The sequence below is a fragment of the Pseudomonas sp. PDM30 genome (genome assembly GCF_019218985.1).
GTDB classification, from domain to species: domain Bacteria; phylum Pseudomonadota; class Gammaproteobacteria; order Pseudomonadales; family Pseudomonadaceae; genus Aquipseudomonas; species Aquipseudomonas jessenii.
Genome location: NZ_JAHUWM010000006.1, coordinates 35637 through 59583, shown reverse-complemented (window position 1 = coordinate 59583; position 23947 = coordinate 35637). Strand labels below are relative to the sequence as shown.

Genomic DNA, 23947 nt, shown 5'->3' with positions numbered 1-23947 from the left:
GCGGCGCAGAAAGGCAGCCGCCAGCGAAAAAAACAGCCAACCCTTGAAATTTGCCCACTAAGGCCTTGATTCCCTTTATGCTCGAACCGGTTCCAGGCTGTAAACTGTTTCCCCATGCGCAAACTTTTGTACCTGACATTTTCCATGGCGTTGCTCGCCACCCTCACGACCTACGCGATGTGGGCCGCAGACCGGCCGGTGGGTCATTACCTTTCGGATCTGCGGATCAACCTGGCTGTCGACCAGGGCACACCTGCGGACCGCGGCAATCTGTTGGGCATTCAGCCCGAACTGTTTCCCACCGATTATCAAAGCCCCGAGCGTTTGCACCGCAAGCTCGCGGCCTATCTGCAAGCAGCCCGGGACCAGGGTCTGTTGAACGGCAAGACCGTCGTCGTGTTGCCGGAGCACATCGGTACCTGGCTGATGGTCAGCGGCGAGAAGGATGAGTTGTATCAGGCCAGCACCCTCAAGGAGGCCATGAACTGGCTGGCGGTGAGCAATCCCCTGAAGTTCGCCAAGGCGTTGATCAGCGCCGAGGGCGGCAACCGTCTGGACGATGCCCACCTACGCATGAAAGCCAAGGCGATGGCCAGAGACTACCAGGCATTGTTCGGAGGGCTGGCCAGGGAATTCCACGTGACGCTGGTGGCGGGTTCCATCGTACTGCCCGAACCGAGCATCATCGACGGCACCTTGAGAATCGGCCGCGGCGCGCTGTACAACAGCAGCGTGGTGTTCAACAGCGAGGGCCTGCCGATCGGCCAGCCCCAGCGCCAGATACACCCGTTCTTCGCAGAACAGAACGGGATCAAGGCGAACGGTGAGCACTCGCTCAATGTCGTTGATACTCCCGCCGGAAGGCTGGGCGTATTGATCGGTCATGACAGCTGGTACCCGGAAAACTACCTCAAGCTCAACGACCAAAGCGTGCAACTGGTCGCGGTACCGGCCTTTGTTGCCGGCCGTGGCACCTGGGATCAACCGTGGCGTGGCTACAGGGGCTCGTCAGCGCCGACATCGGTCATCTTGAAGCCTGGAGAAGTCAGTGAAGGCCAGGCCTGGCAGCGCCTGAATCTCACGACCCGGACACCTGCCAGTCAAGCCGTCGCTGGCATGAGTGTGTTCCTGCGGGGTCAGTTCTGGGATCAGGGCAGCGCCGGACACAGCTTCCTCAGCAGCAACGGCCAGCATTTTGCCGACGGCAATGCCCATGGTGCGCGTTTGCTGAACCTCTGGTTGTAGCCATGAAGCCGCAGCCGATGCGCCTGGGCGATCTGTCGGTGGGCTTTGTTCATAGCCTGGCCGATGCCGTGCGCAGTCATGGCGTCGATCCTCAGCCACTGCTCGATCAATACGGCCTCGACGCCGGGCGCCTGAGCGAAGCCGGTGCCCGACTGTCGATACCGCGCTACATGCGCCTGGGCCACAGCGCCATTCAACTGACCGGCAACCCGGCCCTTGGCTTGCGCATGGGCCAGCTCAGTCGCCTGAGCCAGGCTGGCCTTGCTGGCGTCACTGCGGCCCAGGCGCCGACGGTACGAGAAGCCGCCCGCTGCCTGATTCGATTCGAAGCCTTGTATGGCTCCAATTATCGGGGTCAATCAAGCTTTCACGAAGACGCCCAGGGCGCCTGGCTGCGCTTCTATTCGATCAGCCCCTATAACGCCTACAACCGCTTTGTGGTGGATTCGATCATCGCCGGCTGGTTGCAGCAATTGTCCAGTGTCAGCCCTGCCCCGCTGCGCGCCGAACGCATCGAGATCGAATTCGAGGAGCCCGGTTACCGCGCGGCCTATGACGTGTTGGGTGACTATCCGATTCAGTTTGGCGGCGAGCGCAATCAACTGCGCTTGAGCCTGGAAAGTCTCGCCCAGCGCAACCCCGAGCATTGCCCGAGTACCTGGCGGCATTTGCTGCAACTGTGTGAGCGAGAACTGGAACAACTGACACGCACCCGCAGCCTGCGCGAACGCATCATCGCGCTGCTGGGCCCCCTGCTCAATGGTGGCCGGGAACCCGACCTGCAAGAGGTGGCGGCACGCCTGAAGCTGCCCACCTGGACCCTGCGCCGCAAGCTCGCCGAAGAAGGCACGCAGTTTCGTGCAATTCTCAACGACACCCGTCGCGACTTGGCCATGACCTACATACGCGACACCGAACTGGCGTTCGGAGAGATCGCCTACCTGCTGGGTTTTGCCTCAGCCGAAGCGTTTCAACGCGCATACAAACGCTGGAACGGACAGACCCCCGGCGAATTTCGCCGCAGTCATCGCCAATCCGCCTGATGCCTACAACTCGGTAGCGTCTTCCGCCGGCTCCAGTGGGTCCAGTTCGAAAGCCTGGTACTCGAGCAACTCTTCTTGATAATCGTCCATTTTTGAATCCCCCAACCCATATTAAAAACGTCTGAATAAATGACCAATTCCCAGAGCATAAAGTGCCCGCATGAAAGAAAAATGACGCGGACACGACACTCTGTCGCTACTGAATAAAACGTAGCAGCTGGTCAGGAATTTATCATCGGATTTTTTCGCGGGAGGCCACAGAACAGTGGTCTTGGTTGACGAGGGTCAATCTTTTGGCTGGCCACGGGATCGGGTCATCCGACCCGATCCCCTGGCATATCCATCACTGGCCTGAGGCAGGCATCGCCGGGATGGGTTCGCTCGGCGCAGGCAAGTCACTCGGGTTCGACGGTGGAGTGACGATTTCCTGGAACGATGCAGGCTCTACACGCTCGGTCGGCGTGATCGGCGCCGCTTCAGGAGGCGGGGCAACCGGCTCGGAGGCCGCTGGAGCCGCTTCAATGGATGCAGGTGCAGGTGCAGGCGCTGGTGCAGCAGGCTCTACAGCGGGAGCCGCTGCCGGGGCAGGTGCCAGTGGTGCCGGCGCTGCCTGGGCTTCAGGCACGCCCAGGTCCGTTTTCGGCTTTTCGGGGATGTGCGCAGCCTTTTTCGCTTCCGGCGGCAGGAACAGTTCGACCAGTGCGAAGAAACGCTCGTAGAACTTGGCAGACGATACGGTTTCGCTGGCGACCTTGACCATCGAGTCATCGGAGGAGCCGATCGGCATCGACACCGAGCCCAACACACCCACACCGAGACTGGCGGAGTTGTTGGTCTTCTTCAGCGCATAACGATCCTGCAGGGCGTTGGCGAATACGGTCGCGTGGTGCCCTTCGCTGCCGTCATCGGCACAGACCACGCTGAAGCTGATCTCCATGTGGTTCTCGCCGGTCTGCTGGAAGCTCTTGTGACCGCTGACCAGCTTCGAATCGTTGCTGGTGATGATGTAACCCTGGCTGAGCAAGGCACGACGAGCGGCTTCACAGCTCTGGGTATCGCTGACCGGATAGTTTCGGGAAAAGGTACCGGAGTCGTCGAAATTCTCATGCTCATAGATGGCGGTCTTGTTCGATGAACAACCGGCCGCAGTAGCAAGCACGGCTGCCAGTCCGACAACCCGCATGGGAAGTGATTTAAACATTGAACATCCTGAAGAAAACGGTTCGGGGCATATTGTGCAACAGATCGATGCTTAGCGGAGCATCGATCATGTCTTAAAACGGTTACAGGCTGATTGACCCCGGTTTTGCGCAAAAGTCACCGCGGCAAGTGACGTACGGCCAAACAAAAAGACCCCAGCCTTCCGGCCGGGGTCTTTTGTGCAGCGCTAAACCTGATCAGGCATCAGTAACGCTTGATCTCCGCCTGGCTTTCCAGCTGCTTGCGGTAAGCCGCGAAGTCTTGCTGGCCGATGCGGGAAGCGAGGTAGCGACGATACTGTGCTTTCTCTTCTTCGGTCGGCGCCGCTGCTTCGTTCACGCCATTGAGGCGCACGATCATCAGGCTGCCATCCGCCAGCGTCACGCTGGTGAAGGTCGGCTTGTCCTTGGACGCAGGCTTCGCCATGCGGAACAGCGCTTGCAGCACCGCAGGGTCGACCCCTTCCTGAGCACGAGTCGCCGCTTCCGTGACTTTCCAGGCCTGGCCGTCGACCGCCTGATCCAGCGGGGTCTTGCCATCGCGCAGGCTCGCAATCAAGGCGTCAGCCTTGGTCTTGGCATCGGCGCTGGCGTGTTCCTTGGCCAATTGCACACGGATCGCAGCAGAGACGCTTTCCAGCGGCAATTGCGAAGGCTTCAGGTGCTCCTTGGCACGCAACACGACCACGGTTTCCGGATCGAGCTCGATGGCAGTGCTGTTCGCACCCTCATCCAGGACCTCCGGGCTGAACGCGGCAGTGATCACGGCACGGTTGGCTGCAATACCCTCACCGCCTTCACGGCCGAACGGCTTGGACGTGTGGACGTTCAGTTTCAGGTCCTGTGCCGGTTGCGCCAGGTCCGACGCTTCGAATGAAGCGTCTTCCAGTTGCTTGGTCGCCTCGACAAAACGCTGTTCGACCTGCTGGGCCTTCAATTCGCGGGTCAGCTTGTCTTTCAGGCTGGCGAATGTCGGAACTTCAGGCGCTTCCACGCCCAACAGCTTGATCAGGTGGAACCCGAAATCGGTGCGAACCGGCGCGGAAACCTGGTCCTTGGCCAACGAATACAGGGCTTTCTCGAACGCCGGGTCGTAGACGCCAGGACCGGCATAACCCAGGTCACCGCCGTTGTTCGCCGAACCCGGATCCTGGGAGAATTCCTTGGCCAGCGCCTCGAATTTCTCGCCCTTGGCCAGACGAGCCTGAATCTCTTCGATCTTCGCCTTGGCTTGCGCCTCGGTGGTCTTGTCATTCACTTCAATCAGAATGTGCGCCGCCTGGCGTTGCTCGGACAGGTTCGCGATTTCTTTCTGATAGGCCGCCTGCAGGTCTTCGTCATTGACGCTGACCTGATCGAAGAAGGAAGCCTTCTTCAGCTCGAGGTAATCGATGACCACCTGATCCGGCGTCATGAATTCCTTGGCGTGCTCGTCGTAGTAGGCCTTGACCTCATCGTCGGTCAGCTTCACCGCTGCCGGGTCGGCCTTGATGTTCAGCGAGGCGAAATCGCGGGTCTGTTTTTCCAGACGGGCAAACGCCAGTACCTGTGCATCGGTCACGAAACCGCTACCGGCGAGACCGGCACGCAGCTGACCAATCAGCATTTCCTGAGCCAGCATCTGGCGGAATTGCATGCGGGTATAGCCGAGTTGGCGAATCACCTGGTCGAAACGCTCGGAGCTGAACTTGCCATCCACCTGAAACTCAGGCGTTTGCAGGATGACCTGATCCAGAGCCGCTTCGGAAAAGGCGAATTTCGAGTCTTCTGCGCCTTGCAGCAGCAGTTTGCGATCGATCAGGCCCTTGAGAGCCGACTCGCGCAGCATTTTTTCATCGAGCAAGGAAGCATCGAAATCCTTGCCCAACTGTTGCATGAGCTGACGGCGTTGCATATCGACCGCCTGGCTCAGTTCGTTCTGGCTGATTTCTTCGCCATTGACCTTCGCCGCTTCATTCGTGTTCGTCGTGGCCTGAAAAATGGCGTCGAAACCGGTCAGAGCCATCAGTGCAACGATGACCCCGATAATAGTCTTGGCAATCCAGCCTTGTGAATTGTCCCTGATATTCTGCAGCATGCGTCCCCCAGAAACGGTTGAACTTCAAAAATTAGGCAACCGTGGAGCGTGGGTAGAATCCGGATAGAAGAAAGGCGCATCCGAGGATGCGCCTTCTCGTAACTGGCGGAGCGGATCGAGGGGCTCGAACTGGCGACCCTCGGTGTCTTGAACCGGCGACCTGCAGTCAGGACTGCCGCTCCGCTGCCAAGTCAGGCATGACCCCGACCCGGATGGGTAAAAACCTGAATCGAACTTAGTTGACAGCTTCTTTCAGTGCTTTACCGGCTTTGAAACCTGGTTTTTTGGCTGCTGCGATTTCCAGCGTCTTACCGGTCTGTGGGTTACGACCAATGCGAGCCGGACGATCAGTTACGGAGAAGGTACCGAAACCAACCAGAACAACAGAGTCGCCAGCCTTGAGAGCGCCAGTGACGGATTCGATTACAGCGTCCAGCGCACGGCCAGCAGCAGCTTTCGGGATATCAGCGGATGCAGCGATAGCATCAATCAGTTCCGACTTGTTCACTCTAAGTCCCCTTATATCTATTTGAGTATGATTCTAAGTTTTTTTGGTGAAAGCAAAAACGAGTGCTGAATGGCCTACAGACACTTAAGAGCCGCTTTATAACAAGGGCTCTAAAAAGCTGTCAAGAAAGCCCCCCAGGCAAATACGTACTAATGCGTGCTAATTCTTTCCTTAGAATCTGCGTCGCGTTTCTCATCCTTCGCGACTATCTCCGGAGCCACGTCCGGCAAGGGCTCCGGCGCGTATTGCAACGCAATTTGCAGGACCTCGTCAATCCATTTAACCGGTTTAATCTGTAGATCCTGCTTGATATTGTCCGGAATCTCTTTGAGATCGCGCACATTCTCTTCAGGAATGATCACTGTCTTGATTCCGCCACGGTGGGCAGCCAACAGTTTTTCTTTCAAGCCACCAATGGCCAAGACCTGGCCACGCAACGTGATCTCGCCGGTCATGGCGACATCCGCGCGTACCGGAATGCCGGTCAATGCCGATACCAGGGCCGTGCACATGCCTACACCGGCGCTAGGGCCATCCTTTGGAGTCGCCCCTTCCGGCATATGGATGTGTGTGTCGCGCTTCTCATGGAAGTCCAGAGGGATCCCCAGGCTCTTCGCCCTGCTGCGGACAACGGTCAAGGCCGCGGTGATCGATTCGACCATCACGTCACCCAAGGAACCGGTCTTGATCAACTGGCCCTTGCCCGGTACGACGGCCGCTTCGATGGTCAGCAGTTCGCCGCCCACCTGAGTCCACGCCAACCCGGTCACTTGGCCAATCTGATCCTGCTGCTCGGCCAGGCCGTAGCGGAATTTACGCACGCCCAGGAAGTGCTCCAGCATGTCTGCGGTGACCTTCACCGAGAAGCGTTTCTCCAGCGCATGTTCCTTGACGGCCTTGCGGCAGACCTTGGCAATCTGGCGCTCCAGCCCACGCACACCGGCTTCACGGGTGTAGTAGCGGATGATGTCGCGGATCGCTTCTGCGTCAAACTCCAGCTCGCCTTTCTTCAGGCCGTTGGCCGTAATCTGCTTAGGCGAAAGGTATTTGACGGCGATGTTGATCTTCTCGTCTTCGGTGTAGCCCGGCAGACGGATCACTTCCATCCGGTCCAGCAACGCCGGCGGGATGTTCATCGAGTTCGAAGTACACAGGAACATCACATCGGACAGGTCGTAATCGACTTCCAGATAGTGATCGTTGAAGTTGTGGTTCTGCTCGGGATCGAGCACCTCCAGCAACGCCGATGCCGGATCGCCACGCATGTCGCTGCCCATCTTGTCGATTTCATCGAGCAGGAACAGCGGGTTGCGGACACCCACTTTTGTCATCTTTTGAATCAATCTTCCTGGCATCGAACCGATGTAAGTACGGCGATGGCCACGAATTTCCGCCTCGTCACGCACGCCACCGAGGGCCATGCGCACGAATTTGCGGTTGGTGGCGTGAGCAATCGACTCCGCCAGGGACGTTTTACCCACCCCGGGAGGACCGACCAGGCATAGCACCGGACCACGAATTTTCTTCACGCGCTTTTGCACGGCGAGGTATTCGAGGATGCGTTCCTTGACCTCTTCGAGGCCATAGTGGTCGGCATCCAGAATGTCTTCCGCGCGCGCCAGGTCCAGGCGCACCTTGCTCTGGGCCTTCCACGGCACTTGAACCAGCCAGTCGATGTACGAACGCACCACGGTCGCTTCCGCGGACATCGGCGACATCTGCTTGAGCTTGTTCAGCTCGGCCGTCGCCTTGGCCAGCGCGTCTTTCGGCAGGCCGGCGGCATCGATACGCTTTTTCAGCTCTTCGACTTCGTTGTGGCCTTCGTCACTGTCGCCGAGCTCTTTCTGAATGGCCTTCATCTGCTCATTCAGGTAGTACTCGCGCTGACTGCGCTCCATTTGTTTCTTGACGCGGCCGCGAATGCGTTTTTCGACTTGCAGCAGATCGATCTCGGCATCCAGCAACGCCAGAACGTGCTCGACCCGGGCCGACAAATCGATGATTTCGAGGATTTCCTGCTTCTGTTCGATCTTCAGCGCCATGTGCGCGGCCATGGTGTCCACCAGGCGGCCTGGCTCATCGATGCTGTTGAGCGACGACAGGACTTCAGCCGGGACTTTCTTGCCCAACTGCACGTATTGCTCGAACTGGGACAGCAAGCTGCGAACGAACACTTCCGATTCGCGCTCTGGTGCTTCAACTTCGTCGATCAGGGAGACTTCGGCACGGCAGTGGCCGTCCACTTCGCTGAAGCGCTCGACAGCGCCCCGCTGCTCGCCTTCGACCAGAACCTTGACCGTTCCGTCAGGCAGCTTGAGCAGCTGCAGAACGGTGGCAATCGTACCAACGCGATACAGGGCATCTTCACCGGGATCGTCGTCAGCCGGGTTTCTCTGGGCCAGCAGAAGGATCTGCTTGTCACCCGTCATCGCAGCCTCGAGGGCTTCGATGGATTTCTCGCGCCCCACGAACAGCGGGATAACCATGTGCGGATAAACCACGACATCACGCAATGGCAGGAGAGGCAATTCGATGGTTGTCTTCATGATTTCGCCTCTACGGCGGCCATAAGGCCGTAAACAGATGGAAGTAAGCTTGAAACCAAGATGGGGGCTGCCCAGGAAAAAAACAAGCGGATAAAAGAACCACTTGAAAGATTGCAGCATACGGAAGCTGCTGCGACGGGCCGGATAAGCCTTCAAAGACCGCCTTCGCTGGCAAGCCGGCTCCTGCAGGCCAGATCCCGAAATAGCAAAGGGGCCCGAAGGCCCCTTCTTTATTCAAGCTGCGTGACGCTTATGCGTCTGGCGCAGCCTTGGCGGTCGGCTCACTGTTTTCATAGATATACAGTGGCTTGGACTTGCCTTCTATCACGCTTTCATCGATCACTACTTTGCTCACCTCCGATTGCGAGGGGATTTCATACATAGTGTCGAGCAATACACCTTCGAGAATCGAACGCAGGCCACGGGCACCGGTTTTACGCTCCAGGGCACGCTTGGCGACCGATTTCAGAGCGTCGGTCCGGAATTCCAGATCCACGCCTTCCATCTCGAACAGCTTGGCATACTGCTTGGTCAGAGCATTTTTCGGCTCGGTGAGGATCTGCATCAATGCAGCCTCGTCGAGCTCGTCCAGCGTGGCAAGTACCGGCAGACGACCGACGAATTCCGGGATCAGACCGAACTTGACCAGATCGTCAGGCTCGACCTCACGCAGGGACTCACCGACTTTCTTGCCTTCTTCCTTGCTGCGCACTTCTGCATTGAAACCGATGCCACCCTTGGTGGAACGGTTTTGAATGACCTTCTCAAGACCAGAGAACGCGCCACCGCAGATGAACAGGATGTTACGGGTGTCGACCTGCAGGAATTCCTGCTGCGGATGCTTGCGACCACCTTGAGGCGGAACGGAAGCGACCGTGCCTTCGATCAACTTGAGCAGGGCCTGCTGCACGCCTTCACCGGAAACGTCCCGGGTGATCGACGGGTTGTCAGACTTGCGCGAAATCTTGTCGATTTCATCGATGTAGACAATGCCCATCTGGGCCTTTTCCACGTCGTAATCGCATTTCTGCAGCAGCTTCTGAATGATGTTCTCGACATCTTCACCCACGTAACCCGCCTCGGTGAGGGTGGTTGCGTCGGCGATGGTGAACGGAACGTTCAGCAAGCGGGCCAGTGTTTCGGCAAGCAGGGTCTTACCCGAGCCTGTCGGGCCGATCAGCAGGATGTTGCTCTTGCCGAGTTCGACGTCGTCATTCTTTTTGTCACGCTGATTCAGGCGCTTGTAGTGGTTGTACACCGCTACGGCCAGAACCTTTTTCGCACGTTCCTGACCAATCACATACTGATCAAGGATGCCGCTGATTTCTTTAGGCGAAGGCAATTTATGCGCGCTGCTTTCGGCCTGTGCTTCCTGCACCTCCTCGCGGATGATGTCGTTGCACAGGTCGACGCACTCGTCGCAGATAAAGACCGAGGGGCCGGCAATCAATTTGCGTACTTCATGCTGGCTTTTGCCACAGAAGGAGCAATAGAGCAGCTTGCCGTTGTCCTCGCCGTTGCGGGTGTCAGTCATTCGTTCGATCCAAATCCGATAGGCTTGCAACACAAGATGAAGGCTATTGCGGGCTTTTTCAAGCCCGCCGGTGATCGGACCCGCCGACCAACCTTATTTTGAGCTGCTTATTTTAAGCGGGGCGCTGGCTGATCACTTCATCGATCAACCCGTACTCACGCGCGGCTTCTGCACTCATGAAATTGTCGCGGTTGGTATCGCGCTCGATTTCTTCAAGAGTACGCCCGCTATGCAGGGCCATCAGCGTGTTGAGACGCTCGCGAATGAAGAGGATTTCCTTGGCATGGATTTCGATATCCGACGCCTGGCCCTGGAAACCGCCCAGTGGCTGGTGAATCATCACTCGCGAGTTCGGCAGGCAATAACGCTTGCCAGGTGCACCGGCCGTCAGCAGGAACGCGCCCATGCTGCACGCCTGACCGATACAGGTGGTCGACACGTTGGGTTTGATGAACTGCATGGTGTCGTAGATCGACATGCCCGCCGTCACCGAACCGCCCGGGGAGTTGATATAGAGATGGATGTCCTTGTCCGGGTTTTCCGCTTCAAGGAACAGCAGTTGCGCACAGATCAGGTTGGCCATGTAGTCCTCTACGGGACCCACCAGAAAGATCACCCGCTCCTTGAGGAGACGCGAGTAGATGTCGTAGGCGCGCTCGCCACGAGCGGACTGCTCGACAACCATCGGGACCAGGCCGCCGGCGGCCTGGATATCAGAGTTCTGCTGAATATACGAATTACGGAACATGCTCTGCAGTCACTCCCAAATAGTTATGTCTTGAATACGCATAAGCCAGCTCGAAGGCTGGCTTATGGTGTTTGCTTCTTACCGCAAAAGTGATCAGTCGGCTTGTGGTGCTTCTACCGGCTTGACTGCTTCTTCGTAAGAGACCGATTTGTCGGTCACGCTAGCTTTCTGCAGAACAGTATCCACAACTTGCTCTTCCAGCACAACCGAGCGAACTTCGTTCAGTTGCTGGTCGTTCTTGTAGTACCAGGACACAACTTGCTCAGGCTCCTGGTAGGCCGAAGCCATTTCCTGAATCATCTCGCGAACGCGGGTTTCGTCAGGCTTGAGGTCGAATTGCTTGACCACTTCAGCCACGATCAGACCCAGTACTACGCGGCGCTTGGCTTGCTCTTCGAACAGCTCGGCCGGCAGTTGGTCAGGCTTGATGTTGCCGCCGAACTGCTGAACAGCCTGCACGCGCAGACGGTCAACTTCGTTGGACAGCAGAGCCTTTGGCACTTCGATCGGGTTGGTGGCCAGCAGACCGTCCATTACCTGATTCTTGACCTTGGATTTGATCGCCTGACGCAGTTCACGCTCCATGTTCTTGCGAACTTCGGCGCGGAAGCCTTCCAGACCGGTTTCCTTGATGCCGAATTGAGCGAAGAATTCTTCGGTCAGTTCTGGCAGCTTTGGCTCGGAAACGGTGTTGACGGTCACGGTGAACTCGGCGGTTTTGCCAGCCAGGTCCAGGTTCTGATAGTCCTCTGGGAAAGTCAGGTTCAGAACGCGTTCTTCACCGGCTTTGGCGCCAACCAGGCCATCTTCGAAACCAGGGATCATGCGGCCGGAACCCAGAACCAGCTGGGTACCCTTGGCGGAACCGCCAGCGAACACTTCACCGTCGACCTTGCCGACGAAATCGATGTTCAGCTGGTCTTCGTTTTGAGCAGCGCGATCGGCCACTTCGAAACGGGTGTTTTGCTTGCGCAGGATGTCCAGCATCTTGTCCAGATCGGCATCAGACACGTCAGCGCTCAGGCGCTCTACGGTGATACCTTCGAAACCGGCAACGGTGAACTCAGGGAACACTTCGAATACGGCTACGTATTCCAGGTCCTTGCCCGCTTCCAGGGATTTTGGCTCGATCGAAGGCTGACCAGCCGGGTTCAGCTTCTGCTCAACCACAGCTTCGTAGAAAGAAGACTGGATCACGTCGCCTACAGCTTCCTGGCGAGCGTCAGCACCGAAACGGCGCTTGATTTCGCTCATTGGCACTTTGCCTGGACGGAAGCCAGCAATCTTGGCCTTTTGGGCGGTCTGCTGCAGACGCTTGTTGACCTGGCTCTCGATGCGCTCAGCCGGCACGGTGACGCTCATGCGGCGCTCAAGAGCAGTAGTATTTTCAACAGAAACTTGCATGGATATTCCTCGTTGCACAGACGTTAGCCGGCCGTTTCCGACCCCAGAATCAAGGGCATGCATTCTAGTGGGTCAAACTCAAGAAGTCACCCTACTGAAAACGGGTAAAAACGCAGCAGGCAATTTATAGGTGCGAATGCACGAATGCACCTCGCCCCGATGGCAAATACAACCAATCACGCCAGGGCTCTGCGCCAACCTTTCCCTATATAGAGAAGGTCGCCAATCATCTCCCTGACAGCCGATCTCGCAAGCAAGGCCGGCGGGCAGGACAGCATCATCGAGAAACATAAATACGACGAAACGCCCGCCCCTGCGACCCGGAACCTGCGGCCGCCGAAACAAAAAAGGCGCCAGACTTTTCAATCTGGCGCCTTTCGAAATATGGGGTGGACGATGGGGATCGAACCCACGACAACGGGAGTCACAATCCCGTGCTCTACCAACTGAGCTACGCCCACCATATTGCCTGTTAAAGAAGCCAAACAACTTCTTTATCAAGCTCCAGCCAGGCCAAGTGCCTGAATGAAGCTTTATTTGGTGCGGATGAAGAGACTCGAACTCTTACGCCTCGCGGCGCTGGAACCTAAATCCAGTGTGTCTACCAATTCCACCACATCCGCGGATGAAGCCTTTAAAGCAAAGGCGCCAGACTGTTAATCTGGCGCCTTTCGAAATATGGGGTGGACGATGGGGATCGAACCCACGACAACGGGAGTCACAATCCCGTGCTCTACCAACTGAGCTACGCCCACCATATCGCGCTACTTGTGCCAAAGCTGCCTAATGGCGCACCCGGCAGGACTCGAACCTGCGACCATCCGCTTAGAAGGCGGATGCTCTATCCAGCTGAGCTACGGGCGCCTTGTTAGCTGTAACCTTGGAGGACTACAAACTAAGTGCTTTCCAGTCTTGCAGAATCGTAATCCTGCTCAACCTTCCTAACCAGTGCTAGGCTGTGCCCGACAAGTGCGACGAATAGTATAGAGCCCCCCGAAGGTCGTCAAATCCTTTTTAAAAAAAATTCATTTAATTAAAGGAGTTAGGGGAATTTGCAGACCAAGCGCCTTTGCCCTCACCGCATGACATGCGAGAATGCGTTCTCTTTTTTTCCCCTCTCGATGGTTAATCACGCGCAATGACTGCACAACTTATCGACGGCAAATCGATCGCCGCCAGCCTGCGCCAGCAGATCGCCCAACGTGTCACCGAGCGTCGCCAGCAAGGCCTGCGCACGCCCGGCCTTGCGGTGATCCTGGTCGGCAGCGATCCTGCCTCTCAGGTTTATGTCTCGCACAAGCGTAAAGACTGTGAAGAGGTCGGCTTTCTATCCCAAGCCTATGACCTGCCTTCCGAAACCACTCAGGAAGCGCTGACCGAGCTGATCGATCGCCTCAACGACGACCCTGCAATCGACGGCGTCCTGCTTCAACTTCCGCTTCCCGAACACCTGGACGCCTCCAGGCTGCTGGAGCGCATTCGTCCGGATAAAGACGTCGACGGTTTCCATCCTTATAACGTCGGTCGCCTGGCCCAGCGCATTCCACTGCTGCGCCCATGCACCCCCAAAGGCATCATGACCCTGCTGGAAAGCACCGGTGTCGACCTTTACGGGATGGATGCCGTGGTCGTCGGCGCGTCCAATATCGTTGGCCGCCCGATGGCGATGGAATTGCTGCTGGCCGGCTGCACCGTGACGGTCACCCACCGCTTTACCAAGGACCTGGCCGGCCATGTCGGCCGTGCGGATCTGGTCGTCGTCGCCGCCGGCAAGCCGGGCCTGGTCAAGGGCGAATGGATCAAGGAAGGCGCGATCGTGATCGATGTCGGCATCAACCGTCAGGACGACGGCAAGCTGGTCGGTGACGTGATCTACGAAACCGCCCTGCCCCGCGCCGGCTGGATCACCCCGGTACCGGGCGGCGTAGGCCCGATGACCCGTGCCTGCCTGCTGGAAAACACCCTGTACGCCGCCGAAACCCTGCACAGCTGAGTTTCAACGCGCACGCTGTCAGCGTGACAAGGAACCCCGCCCTGGCGGGGTTTTTTTTGCCCGCGAGAAACACCGACCGCCCGCCGGAAAATGACTTTTTTTTCATGTTTCTCAGGACTTTCACCTGTTACTTGAACAACCATCGACAGTTATTCAGCCATACTCCAGAATGACGCGCTTTTCAGGAAACAGTCCGTTACAGAACGGCTTATCAACACTTTATGAGTCTGCCAGCGTGAATATCCGTCTTTCCATCCTGAGCCTATTTTTTGCAGTTGCAGGGACTTTCATCACGCCCTTCGCCAGCGCTGGCGAAACCACCGCAGCACCGCGAGATACAAAGACACTCAAGCTCGCTTCCGGCAGCTCCTTGCTGCTGGACATGCAGACCAACAAAGTCATCTACGCCAGCAATCCTGACGTGGTGGTGCCGATCGCTTCCGTCAGCAAGTTGATGACCGGCCTGGTCGTGGTCGAGTCTCGGCAGAACATGGACGAATACATCAACATCAACATCAGCGACACACCGGAAATGAAAGGTGTGTACTCCCGGGTCAAGCTCAAGAGCGAACTGCCGCGCCGGGAAATGCTGCTGATCGCCCTGATGTCATCTGAAAACCGAGCCGCTGCAAGCCTGGCCCACCACTATCCGGGTGGCTATGCCGCGTTCATTGCTGCAATGAACGCCAAGGCCCGGGCCTTGGGCATGACCAATACCCATTTCGTCGAGCCGACCGGTCTCTCGCCGCGCAACGTTTCGACCGCTCGCGATTTAAGCAAACTGTTGATCGCCGCGCACAAGTACCCGCTGCTGACCGAGCTGAGTACAACCAAGGAAAAGACCGTTTCGTTTCGCAAGCCGAACTACAGCCTGGGTTTCCGCAACACCGACCATTTGGTCCGCAAGCCGGATTGGGACATCCAGCTGACAAAAACCGGCTTCACCAACGAGGCCGGCCACTGCCTGGTGCTGGTGACCCGGATGGCTAACCGCCCGGTGGCCTTGGTGATCCTTGATGCCTACGGCAAGTACACCCACTTTGCCGATGCCACGCGCATGCGTAATTGGGTAGAGAGCGGAAAGAGCGCGGACGTGCCTTCTGTAGCCTTGCAGTACAAGGCAGACAAGAACCTCAAGCAGCGGCAGAGCGGCGTGGTAGAAGCATCGAAGTAACCTTGCTGCAAACGCATGAAAAAGCCCCGGACATCCGGGGCTTTTTTTCGTCGCAAAGTTAGTCGTTAGGCAGCGGCATCTGGTCGTCATCCGGGATACCGTCGCCGGTACTTGGATCTCTCCAACCCTTCGGCTTTTCAGTGGGCGCCACCGTTGGCCGTGCCAGGGGATCCCTCAACGGGCTGTCGGGATCCATCACCGGATCGGTGCTTTGCTCGGGGGTTGTGGGGACAGTTTCCGGACGTTTGTCGTCGAAACTGGAATCGGTAGACATACACACCTCCATTGGACCTAAGGCTTCAGATCACCCAGTGGATCGTAGGGCTTGGCCGGAGCCTTGGGGTTGTCACCCGGTTTCACATCCCTCGGTGCCTTGGCGGGCCCAATCGGGTCGACCTGAGGATCGCCAAGGTCCGGGGAATCGGGATCGAAACCCAGCTCATTGCCAGACGAATGCTCGGATGAGTGTGGACCGACGGGCGTAGTTGAATGAGCCATGGGCGCCTCCTGTATCAAGGCCCGGAAAGATCCGGGCCTTTGCAGATTAGAGGCTGGCATCGGGCGCTGGTGCCCGGAGGGTGACGAACGGACTTACTGTGCGGCCAGGGCTTTTTTAGCTTTTGCAGCCGCCGGCTCCTGGCCCGCCTGCGCCAGATCATTGGCTGCCTTGAGCCAGCGTTGCTGATCGACCTGGGCGGGAATCTGCGTCGGATTCTGGATCAACACTGCCCAACCGCCGGCATCCTTGAACGCCGATTCAAAAGAACCGAAGCTCATCAACGTCCGCTGACTCATGCCAGCGCGCAGCAGCACGGTCTGCTTCTGACGGTTGTACCCGGTGAGAATCGCATAACGCGGTTCGGCCCACATCGCCGAGCCTTCGGTGAAGCGCACCATCACCGGATAACCGGCCGCGACCTGGGTCAACAAGGCCGGCAAGGTCGCGTCAAGGGGATAGACCACCATCCCGTACTCACGCGCGAGGTTCACCATGTTCTGTTGCAGCTGGGCTTCGGCGCCCGGCAAATGCAGCGGTTTGTCGAGCAAACCTGGCGTAATCACGATGTTCTGCTGGGAAAGCATGCTGGCCAGCACCTGCGGTCCGCTTTGATTGGCCACGCCCTTGTAGAAGCGGCCACTGAGTTCGACCCGCTCCGGCAGACGCTTGATCTCAGGTGCAACACTCCCGGCGCAACCCGCCAGCGCCACCACACATCCCGCCATCAGCGCCGCCGACAGCATTCGAGAAAATACCCGCACCATCATCACTCTCTTGTTCAGGCGCCAGGCAACAATATTCCCGGCAAGGCCGTTGATCATAGGACGCCGCGCGACAGCGGTATAGCCTTAACCGGCAGTTGTTTGCATTCGATAGAGCGAACTGGTTGGTGACTGCCGACTTTCGGTCAATAGCCTGAAATACAGCAACGGCTAGACTGTTCCTTGAAGAGACGACAGCGAAGCGTGAGTGCCCATTGAAGGGCAAAGAGGAGGCACCGATGAGCCTGACCATGATCATTGTAATGTTGGTTTGCGGCTGGCTGGCGGTAGCCGCCGCCATGCTGTGGGGCGTGCTGCGCATTACTCGCCGCCACCATCACCCTGTCCAGCCGGCGCCTGCGCAAGATGCGGACAAGGCACCGAGCCAGCACGCCAACGCTCACTGACACCACCTTTATCCGAGACCAACAAAAACGGCCGCCTGCACTCCTTCGAGTTCAGGCGGCCGTTTCTTTTAGCGGCGGTCAGACTTCAGTGGCAACCCGCTTCTGCCTGGAGCGACGGGACATCATGTTCAACACCTCGATCGCAGCCGAGAATGCCATGGCCGCATAGACGTAGCCTTTCGGTACATGGGCGCCAAAGCCTTCGGCAATCAGCGTCATGCCGATCATGATCAGGAAGCCCAGGGCCAGCATCACCACTGTAGGGTTGTCGTTGATGAACTTGGCCAGCGGATCAGCCGCCAGCAACATCACCAGTACCGACACCACCACCGCGATGACCATGATCGGCAAATGCTCGGTCATGCCGACAGCGGTAATGATGCTGTCGATGGAGAACACCATATCCAGCATCAGGATCTGACCGATCGCGGCCGCGAAGCCCAGGGTCACGGTCGAGGTCGCCGACTTCGGATCTTCCGGTGCCGGGTCCATGCTGTGATGGATCTCGGTGGTCGCCTTCCACAACAGGAACAGGCCACCGGCAATCAGGATCATGTCTTTCCAGGAAAACGCGTGGCCGAGAATCTCGATCACCGGATTGGTCAACTGGACGATGAACGCGATGGTGCTCAGCAAGCCCAGACGCAGGATCAACGCCATGCCGATACCGATGCGCCGTGCCCGCTGTCGATTGTGCAAGGGCAGCTTGTTGGTCAGGATCGAGATGAAGATCAGGTTATCGATGCCGAGCACGATCTCCATCACGATCAGGGTGGCAAGGGCGACCCAGGCGGTGGGGCTGGCGGCAAGTTGTAAAAGGTAGTCCATGGGTCAGTCCTGACTCGTTGTAATACGGTTTAGATTTCCTGGGAGGAAGATTCGGTTTTTTCCGAGTCTTTTTCCGATGATTCTTTCTTGCTGATCAACCCGCTGGTGGCGTCACTGAGTGCTTGCTCGGCGGCCTTATGGGTATCGTCAATCGCCTGTTTGGCGCTTTCGGCAGCCTTGCCCATCAATTGTTGCGCGCTTTTCTCGGCTTGGTCGCAACCGGCCAGTACCAGTAAAGACGTGATCAGCAATGCCGTGGCTTTAAGCTTCATGATGCTTTCCTCGATAGAACGAACGGGACCTAAACGATGGCCCGTTGATAGCGATGCATTCTAGGGAAGTGAATACTTCAGGAAAATTCGTATTTTCAGCGGCTATACTTCGGTTTTTACGAACTGTAGATCGCCATGCTCAACTATCGGCAATTGCATTACTTCTGGGTGGTGGCCAAGACCGGCAGCATCGTGCGCGCCTGTGAGCAGCTCAATCTCACGCCGCAAACCATCAGTGGGCAGATTTCATTACTGGAACAGACCTTTGGCATCGAGTTGTTTCGGCGTGTCGGACGGCAACTCGAACTCACTGAGGCCGGCCGGCAGGCACTGCCCTACGCCGAACAAATGTTCCAGCTGGGTGGCGAACTGGAACTGATGCTGCGGGCACAACCCAATGAGCAGCAGATCCTGTTTCGCGTCGGCGTGGCCGACGTGGTGCCCAAGTCCATCGTCTATCGCCTGATTGCACCGACAATGGAGCTGAACGAACCGCTGCGAATCACTTGTCGCGAAGACAAGCTTGAACGTTTGTTGGCCGACCTGGCGATCCAGCGCCTGGACCTGGTGATATCCGACAGCCCGATGCCATCGCACCTGGACATCAAGGGCTACAGCCAGAAACTCGGTGAGTGCGGGATCAGCTTCTTCGCCACCCCAGAGCTGGCGGCCCGTTACGGTCACGACTTTCCGCGCAACCTGCACGGTGCGCCGCTATTGATTCCCGGGCCGGAAACCGTGGTGCGCAGCCGTTTGCAACGGTGGTTTGCCGAGCAACAGATCCAGCCGCAAATTGTCGGCGAGTTCGACGACAGCGCCCTGATGCAGGCCTTCGGCCAATCCGGCAGCGGGATCTTCATCGGCCCGAGCGTGATTGCCGATGAGGTGCGACGCCAATATGGCGTGCAGGTGATCGGCCAGACCGACGCGGTGAGCGAGTCGTTCTATGCCATCTCAGTGGAACGCAAGGTCAAGCACCCCGGCATTGTCGCCATTACCGAAGGTGCCCGACGCGAGCTGTTTACCGAGTTTTAGGACACTCAGGCGCAGACTTCCCGGGGCTTGAAGGTCATCAGCGCAATGGCCAGCAGGATCGAGGCGAGGATGAACGCCGCAGCAGCGAAGCCAAGGCCTTGCAGGCCGACGCTGTCGATTACCCGGCCACCGATCATCGCGCCCAGACCGATACCGAGGTTGGCCCCGGCGATGTTCAGCGACGCGGCGAACGCTGGCGCTTCGGGCGCAGCTTTCATCAGGCGCACATGGCTGACCAGGAACAACGCTGCCTGGGTCACGCCCCAGATGCCCATCGCTGCTGCCAGACCCAGCGGCGAGTGGATGTTCGGCACCAGCGCCACCAGGCCGGCAATCATGAACGCACAGAACATCATCGACGCCATCAACGGATGACGATCCACCGCACGGCCACCCAGGGAGTTACCGATCAGCCCGACCGCACCAAAGCCCATCAGGCACCAGCCGACCACGGTGCCGTTGAAGCCGGCCAGTCGCTCAAGGATGTCCGCCAGATAGGTGTACGCGGTGAACATGCCGCTGAACACAATCACCGACAGCAGCACGTGACCGAGCATCAGCGGGCTGCGCAGGATCTTGAACTGCGACCGCAAGCTCACCTGATGCTGGTGCAGGTTGGTCTTCGGCAGATAGATAAACAGCAGCAATGCCTTGGCAAAGGCGATGACCGCCAGAATCGCGAAGGCACTGCGCCAGCCGAACGCATCGGAAATCAGCGTGCCCACGGGAATGCCGAACACCGTGGCGCAAACGATGCCGAAGCCGATCTTGGCGATGGCGCGACCGGCGTAATCCGGCCCGACGATGTCCACCGCCGTTTCGCTGGCCAAGGCCCAGAACACTGGCAACCCCAGCGCCGGGATCAAGCGGGCAAACGCCATCACCCAGATGTTCGGCGCCAGCGCCGCGACCGTGTTGGCCAGGCCAAACATGATCAGCACCGAGATGAACAACTTGCGACGCTCGAAGCGGGCGAAATACGCCGTCAGGAACGGCCCGAACGCGGCCACGGTGAAGGCGAACAGGGTCACCAGCAAACCGGCCTGCGGGATGCTGACCTCCAGGTCCCTGGCGATAGCCGGCAACAGGCCAACAATGATGAATTCCGTGGTCAGCACCGTGAAGCCGGCGGCGGACAACAGAAGAATGGGCAGCAGCATGCAAAACTCCAGAAAACGAAAACACCAGCGATAGCCCGAAGGCCCACTGGCAGACATGAAAATGAGGATGGCGAATCTTAACAGAGTGTTTTCGGATGCGGTTGCACGAACCTGCAATTCGCGTTGAAGACCAGGGTGGCAGTTCGTCACAGGTCTGAAAGATCGTTCCTGCGCTGTGATAAAGTCCGCGCCCTGAAAAACGTACACCCTGTGATCAATGCCGATCATTTAAGGGGCAAAACCTGTGGGAGCGAACTTGCTCGCGATGGCGGACCGTCAGACAACGCAAGTGTCGACTGTGCCAGCGACATCGCGAGCAAGCTCGCTCCCACAAGGAATGCGGTGTTCTACACCCTGTATTCCCCTCCCGGTTTCCGGTCTGCGGCCTGCCCTGCTTGTTGCTGCAACTGCGACGAAACCATGCACTTATAAAAATTCAGAGATGCCGTTTTATGACAGCTTCATCCCCTTCTCTATTGCAACGCCTTAAACGCCTGAGCCTGGTCACACAGATCGTGATCGGCCTGATCGCCGGTATTGCCCTGGCGCTGATCGCCCCCGACATGGCGAAGTCCACGGCGTTCATCGGCAAAGTGTTTGTCTCGTCGCTCAAAGCCGTCGCGCCGATCCTGGTGTTCGTGCTGGTCATGGCGTCGATTGCCAACCACAAGCACGGCCAGGAAACCCACATCCGGCCGATTCTGTTCCTGTATCTGCTGGGCACTTTCGCCGCGGCCGTTGTGGCGGTGGTTGCCAGCATGACGTTCCCGTCGAGCCTGGTGCTGTCGACCCAGGACGTCGCGGTCACAGCGCCTGGCGGGATTGGCGAAGTGTTGCAAAGCCTGTTGCTGAGCGTGGTCGATAATCCGGTCAGCGCCCTGATGAATGCCAATTTCATCGGCATCCTGGCGTGGGCCATCGGTATGGGTATTGCCATCCGCCACGCCGGCGACACCACCCGTGAAGTGCTGGGCGACCTGTCCAATGGCGTGACAGTGATCGTGCGCCTGGTGATCAGCTTCGCCCCGCTGGGCATCTTCGGCCTGGTGGCCTCGACCCTCGCCACTTCCGGCTTCGGTGCGCTGATCGGCTACGCGCAGCTGCTGGCCGTGCTGTTGGGCTGCATGCTGTTCGTGGCGCTGGTGATGAACCCGCTCATCGTGTTCTGGAAACTGCGCCGCAACCCGTACCCGCTGGTGCTGACCTGCCTGCGCGAGAGCGGCATCACGGCGTTCTTCACCCGCAGCTCGGCGGCGAACATTCCGGTCAACCTGGAGTTGAGCAAGCGTCTGGGCCTGCACGAAGACACCTACTCGGTATCGATCCCGCTGGGCGCGACCATCAACATGGCGGGTGCTGCGATCACCATCACCGTACTGACCCTGGCGGCCGTGCACACCCTCGGCATCACCGTGGACGTTCCGACGGCGATCCTGCTGAGCGTCGTCGCGGCAATCTGCGCCTGCGGTGCTTCCGGTGTAGCCGGTGGTTCGCTGTTGCTGATTCCACTGGCGTGCAGCCTGTTCGGCATTCCGAGCGAAATCGCCATGCAGGTGGTGGCGGTCGGTTTCATCATCGGCGTGTTGCAGGACTCGGCGGAAACCGCGCTCAACTCGTCCACCGATGTGCTGTTCACCGCGGCGGCTTGCCTGGGTGAAGAGCAAAAAGCCGAACGCCTGGCCTGACCCCGCCGCCCCTGTGGGAGCGAGCTTGCTCGCGATGAGGGAGTGTCAGTCGACATCAAAGTTGAATGACCCACCGCTATCGCGAGCAAGCTCGCTCCCACAGGGGTCTGCGGTGTAAATGAAAAATGCGGCCCCATGAAAAAGCCCCCGCAGCCAAAGGCTCCGGGGGCTTTTTTGTACCCGAACGGTTTAGAACGCGCCCATGTAGTCGCGCTTGCCCACTTCCACGCCGTTATGGCGCAGCAGTGCGTAAGTGGTGGTGATGTGGAAGAAGAACTGCGGCAGGCCGTAGGTCAGCAGGTAGGACTGGCCGCTGAAGCGCTTCTCTTTAGGCGTGCCCGGACGGGTGACGATCTCGATGCCTTCCTTGCCGTTGATCTGCTCCGGCTTGATCGAGCCGATGAAGGCCAGTGCCTTGGCAATCAACGCTTGCAGTTCGGCGAAGGTGGTTTCGCTGTCGTCGTACTTCGGCAGCTCGACTTCAGCCAGACGACCGGTAACACCCTTGCTGAAATCAACGGCGATCTGCACCTGACGCACCAGAGGGAACATGTCCGGGAACAGGCGCGCTTGCAGGAACGCGTTAGGGTCGATGTTTTTTTCGGTGGCGTGAGCCTCGGCCTTTTTCAGTACATCGCTCAGGGCGTTGAGCATTTGCTGGAAAACAGGCACGGAAGCGTCGTACAGGGAAATGGTCATGGCAGGTCTCGTGTGGTGACTGGAGGGATCGCAGGTAACCTGTGGGAGCGAGCTTGCTCGCAATGGACGTGAACGATAACGCGTTCTGTCTGAATAAACGCGTAGCGCTGGAGTCCATCGCGAGCGAGCTCGCTCCTACAGGTGATCAGCGTTGAAACGTGGGCCGATTATAGCCATGCACACGCCTCCCGAGACCGGTCTTTTTCAGCTGCCGTAAACTTTGGCCGCAGGAACCGCCTGCGTCATCAGTTGAGCGACGGCATCACCCATCTCGCCGACCGCCCAACGGCCCTGACGATCCAGTTGCGGACCACGGCGCCAGCCGTCGGCGATCGACAACTTGCCGCCCTCGACTTCGAACATCCGCCCGGTCACCTCGGCGGAAGCCTCGGAGCCGAGCCACACCACCAGCGGCGCGACGTTTTCCGGGGCGAAGTAGTCAAAGCCCTCTTCAGGCTTTTTCATGGTGTCAGCGAACACTTGCTCGGTCATCCCGGTGCGCGCGGCTGGCGCCAGGGCGTTGGCGGTGATCCCGTAGCGGCGCAGTTCAGCCGCCTGCACCAGCGTCAGCGAAGCAATGCCGCCCTTGGCCGCCGCGTAGTTGGACTGACCGATGGAGCCCTGCAAACCGGCGCCGGAGCTGGTGTTGATGATCCGCGCATCGACCCTGGCGCCGCCCTTGGCCTGCTCACGCCAGTACTTCACGGCGTGGCTGGAAATGCAGAAGTGACCCTTCAGGTGCACGGCCACCACGGCATCCCAATCGGCTTCACTGAGGCTGGCGAACATGCGGTCGCGGCAGATGCCGGCGTTGTTGACCACCACGTTCAGGTCGCCGAAGGTTTCGATGGCCTGGCGCACGATCAAGCCCGCCGAGTCATAGCGGGTGATGTCGTCGCTGTTGGCCACGGCACTGCCGCCCTGGCCGAGGATTTCGCCGACCACGGCCAACGCCGCTTCACGATTGATGTCGTTGACCACTACTTTTGCGCCTTCGGCGGCGAAGGCCAACGCGTAGGCACGGCCCAGACCACCGCCGGCACCGGTGATGATCACCACACGGTTTTCACAGATTTTCATGTTCTACATCCTTCAAATTCATCACGGGTCGACACAATTCCCTGTAGGAG

The 23947-nt window shown here is 58.4% G+C and carries 22 protein-coding genes and 4 tRNA genes; 7 read left to right on the top strand and 19 right to left on the bottom strand.

Annotated features, from left to right (window positions below; all coding sequences use genetic code 11):
• Positions 1 to 114 precede the first annotated feature (114 nt).
• Positions 115 to 1245 carry a carbon-nitrogen hydrolase family protein gene (locus tag KW840_RS15690; protein WP_218496154.1) on the top strand — a complete coding sequence of 377 codons (1131 nt, stop codon included), beginning with the start codon at positions 115 to 117 and terminating at the stop codon, positions 1243 to 1245.
• A 2-nt stretch (positions 1246 to 1247) separates the two neighbouring features.
• A complete protein-coding gene (locus tag KW840_RS15685; protein WP_218496152.1) occupies positions 1248 to 2288 on the top strand; it encodes an AraC family transcriptional regulator in 1041 nt (346 codons plus the stop codon).
• 343 nt (positions 2289 to 2631) lie between these two features.
• On the opposite strand, the gene KW840_RS15680 is transcribed toward KW840_RS15685, so the two are convergent.
• The 11 genes from KW840_RS15680 to KW840_RS15630 all read right to left on the bottom strand — a co-directional run bounded on the left by KW840_RS15680 (position 2632) and on the right by KW840_RS15630 (position 13168).
• The gene (locus KW840_RS15680) at positions 2632 to 3489 is read right to left on the bottom strand and encodes a DUF2242 domain-containing protein (RefSeq protein WP_218496150.1); all 858 of its coding nucleotides are present in this window, start codon (positions 3487 to 3489) and stop codon (positions 2632 to 2634) included.
• 203 nt (positions 3490 to 3692) lie between these two features.
• Positions 3693 to 5564: a SurA N-terminal domain-containing protein gene (locus KW840_RS15675; RefSeq protein WP_057714094.1), complete on the bottom strand. Its 1872-nt coding sequence runs from the start codon at positions 5562 to 5564 to the stop codon at positions 3693 to 3695.
• Positions 5565 to 5799: 235 nt separating this feature from the next.
• On the bottom strand, positions 5800 to 6072 hold the full coding sequence (locus KW840_RS15670) for an HU family DNA-binding protein (protein WP_002552737.1): 273 nt from the start codon (positions 6070 to 6072) through the stop codon (positions 5800 to 5802).
• Between the two features lie 149 nt (positions 6073 to 6221).
• Complete coding sequence (gene lon, locus KW840_RS15665) at positions 6222 to 8618, bottom strand: endopeptidase La (RefSeq protein ID WP_056722330.1); 2397 nt, start codon at positions 8616 to 8618, stop codon at positions 6222 to 6224.
• Positions 8619 to 8868: 250 nt separating this feature from the next.
• Entirely contained in the window at positions 8869 to 10152 is a 1284-nt protein-coding gene (gene clpX / locus KW840_RS15660; RefSeq protein ID WP_008048848.1) for an ATP-dependent Clp protease ATP-binding subunit ClpX, read from the bottom strand.
• A 112-nt stretch (positions 10153 to 10264) separates the two neighbouring features.
• Positions 10265 to 10900: an ATP-dependent Clp endopeptidase proteolytic subunit ClpP gene (gene clpP / locus KW840_RS15655; protein WP_057714093.1), complete on the bottom strand. Its 636-nt coding sequence runs from the start codon at positions 10898 to 10900 to the stop codon at positions 10265 to 10267.
• Between the two features lie 93 nt (positions 10901 to 10993).
• Positions 10994 to 12304, bottom strand: coding sequence for a trigger factor (gene tig / locus KW840_RS15650; protein WP_057714092.1), 1311 nt, complete (start codon positions 12302 to 12304; stop codon positions 10994 to 10996).
• Positions 12305 to 12689: 385 nt separating this feature from the next.
• A tRNA-His gene (locus KW840_RS15645) sits at positions 12690 to 12765 on the bottom strand.
• A 77-nt stretch (positions 12766 to 12842) separates the two neighbouring features.
• A tRNA-Leu gene (locus tag KW840_RS15640) sits at positions 12843 to 12927 on the bottom strand.
• 56 nt (positions 12928 to 12983) lie between these two features.
• A tRNA-His gene (locus tag KW840_RS15635) sits at positions 12984 to 13059 on the bottom strand.
• Between the two features lie 32 nt (positions 13060 to 13091).
• Positions 13092 to 13168, bottom strand: a tRNA-Arg gene (locus KW840_RS15630).
• Positions 13169 to 13442: 274 nt separating this feature from the next.
• Here KW840_RS15630 and folD point away from each other — a divergent pair.
• Together folD and pbpG are read left to right on the top strand one after the other, a co-directional pair.
• Complete coding sequence (gene folD / locus KW840_RS15625) at positions 13443 to 14297, top strand: bifunctional methylenetetrahydrofolate dehydrogenase/methenyltetrahydrofolate cyclohydrolase FolD (protein WP_046043051.1); 855 nt, start codon at positions 13443 to 13445, stop codon at positions 14295 to 14297.
• A 235-nt stretch (positions 14298 to 14532) separates the two neighbouring features.
• Positions 14533 to 15471 (top strand): D-alanyl-D-alanine endopeptidase, encoded by a 939-nt coding sequence (gene pbpG, locus KW840_RS15620; RefSeq protein ID WP_150812572.1) that lies wholly within the window; start codon positions 14533 to 14535, stop codon positions 15469 to 15471.
• Positions 15472 to 15529: 58 nt separating this feature from the next.
• On the opposite strand, the gene KW840_RS15615 is transcribed toward pbpG, so the two are convergent.
• The 3 genes from KW840_RS15615 to KW840_RS15605 form a co-directional block, all read right to left on the bottom strand.
• Entirely contained in the window at positions 15530 to 15745 is a 216-nt protein-coding gene (locus tag KW840_RS15615) for a hypothetical protein (RefSeq protein ID WP_057714090.1), read from the bottom strand.
• A 17-nt stretch (positions 15746 to 15762) separates the two neighbouring features.
• The gene (locus KW840_RS15610) at positions 15763 to 15969 is read right to left on the bottom strand and encodes a DUF6021 family protein (RefSeq protein ID WP_218496148.1); all 207 of its coding nucleotides are present in this window, start codon (positions 15967 to 15969) and stop codon (positions 15763 to 15765) included.
• Positions 15970 to 16062: 93 nt separating this feature from the next.
• Positions 16063 to 16791, bottom strand: coding sequence for a peptidase C39 family protein (locus KW840_RS15605; RefSeq protein WP_090456705.1), 729 nt, complete (start codon positions 16789 to 16791; stop codon positions 16063 to 16065).
• A gap of 179 nt (positions 16792 to 16970) precedes the next feature.
• On the opposite strand from KW840_RS15605, the gene KW840_RS15600 reads away from it, so the two are divergent.
• Complete coding sequence (locus KW840_RS15600) at positions 16971 to 17138, top strand: hypothetical protein (RefSeq protein ID WP_218496146.1); 168 nt, start codon at positions 16971 to 16973, stop codon at positions 17136 to 17138.
• A 78-nt stretch (positions 17139 to 17216) separates the two neighbouring features.
• Here KW840_RS15600 and KW840_RS15595 read toward each other — a convergent pair whose 3' ends face one another.
• Together KW840_RS15595 and KW840_RS15590 are read right to left on the bottom strand one after the other, a co-directional pair.
• Positions 17217 to 17966, bottom strand: coding sequence for a TerC family protein (locus KW840_RS15595; protein ID WP_090456707.1), 750 nt, complete (start codon positions 17964 to 17966; stop codon positions 17217 to 17219).
• A gap of 29 nt (positions 17967 to 17995) precedes the next feature.
• Positions 17996 to 18238, bottom strand: coding sequence for a hypothetical protein (locus tag KW840_RS15590; protein ID WP_102672741.1), 243 nt, complete (start codon positions 18236 to 18238; stop codon positions 17996 to 17998).
• Between the two features lie 135 nt (positions 18239 to 18373).
• On the opposite strand from KW840_RS15590, the gene nhaR reads away from it, so the two are divergent.
• Positions 18374 to 19273, top strand: coding sequence for a transcriptional activator NhaR (gene nhaR / locus KW840_RS15585; protein WP_218496144.1), 900 nt, complete (start codon positions 18374 to 18376; stop codon positions 19271 to 19273).
• A 5-nt stretch (positions 19274 to 19278) separates the two neighbouring features.
• On the opposite strand, the gene KW840_RS15580 is transcribed toward nhaR, so the two are convergent.
• Positions 19279 to 20433 (bottom strand): MFS transporter, encoded by a 1155-nt coding sequence (locus KW840_RS15580; RefSeq protein ID WP_057714084.1) that lies wholly within the window; start codon positions 20431 to 20433, stop codon positions 19279 to 19281.
• A gap of 452 nt (positions 20434 to 20885) precedes the next feature.
• Between KW840_RS15580 and sstT the strand changes: the two genes are divergently transcribed.
• Positions 20886 to 22118 (top strand): serine/threonine transporter SstT, encoded by a 1233-nt coding sequence (gene sstT, locus KW840_RS15575; RefSeq protein ID WP_218496142.1) that lies wholly within the window; start codon positions 20886 to 20888, stop codon positions 22116 to 22118.
• Positions 22119 to 22307: 189 nt separating this feature from the next.
• On the opposite strand, the gene KW840_RS15570 is transcribed toward sstT, so the two are convergent.
• On the bottom strand, positions 22308 to 22817 hold the full coding sequence (locus KW840_RS15570; RefSeq protein ID WP_057714082.1) for a DUF1993 family protein: 510 nt from the start codon (positions 22815 to 22817) through the stop codon (positions 22308 to 22310).
• A 204-nt stretch (positions 22818 to 23021) separates the two neighbouring features.
• Complete coding sequence (locus KW840_RS15565) at positions 23022 to 23897, bottom strand: SDR family oxidoreductase (RefSeq protein WP_218496141.1); 876 nt, start codon at positions 23895 to 23897, stop codon at positions 23022 to 23024.
• Positions 23898 to 23947: the final 50 nt, after the last annotated feature.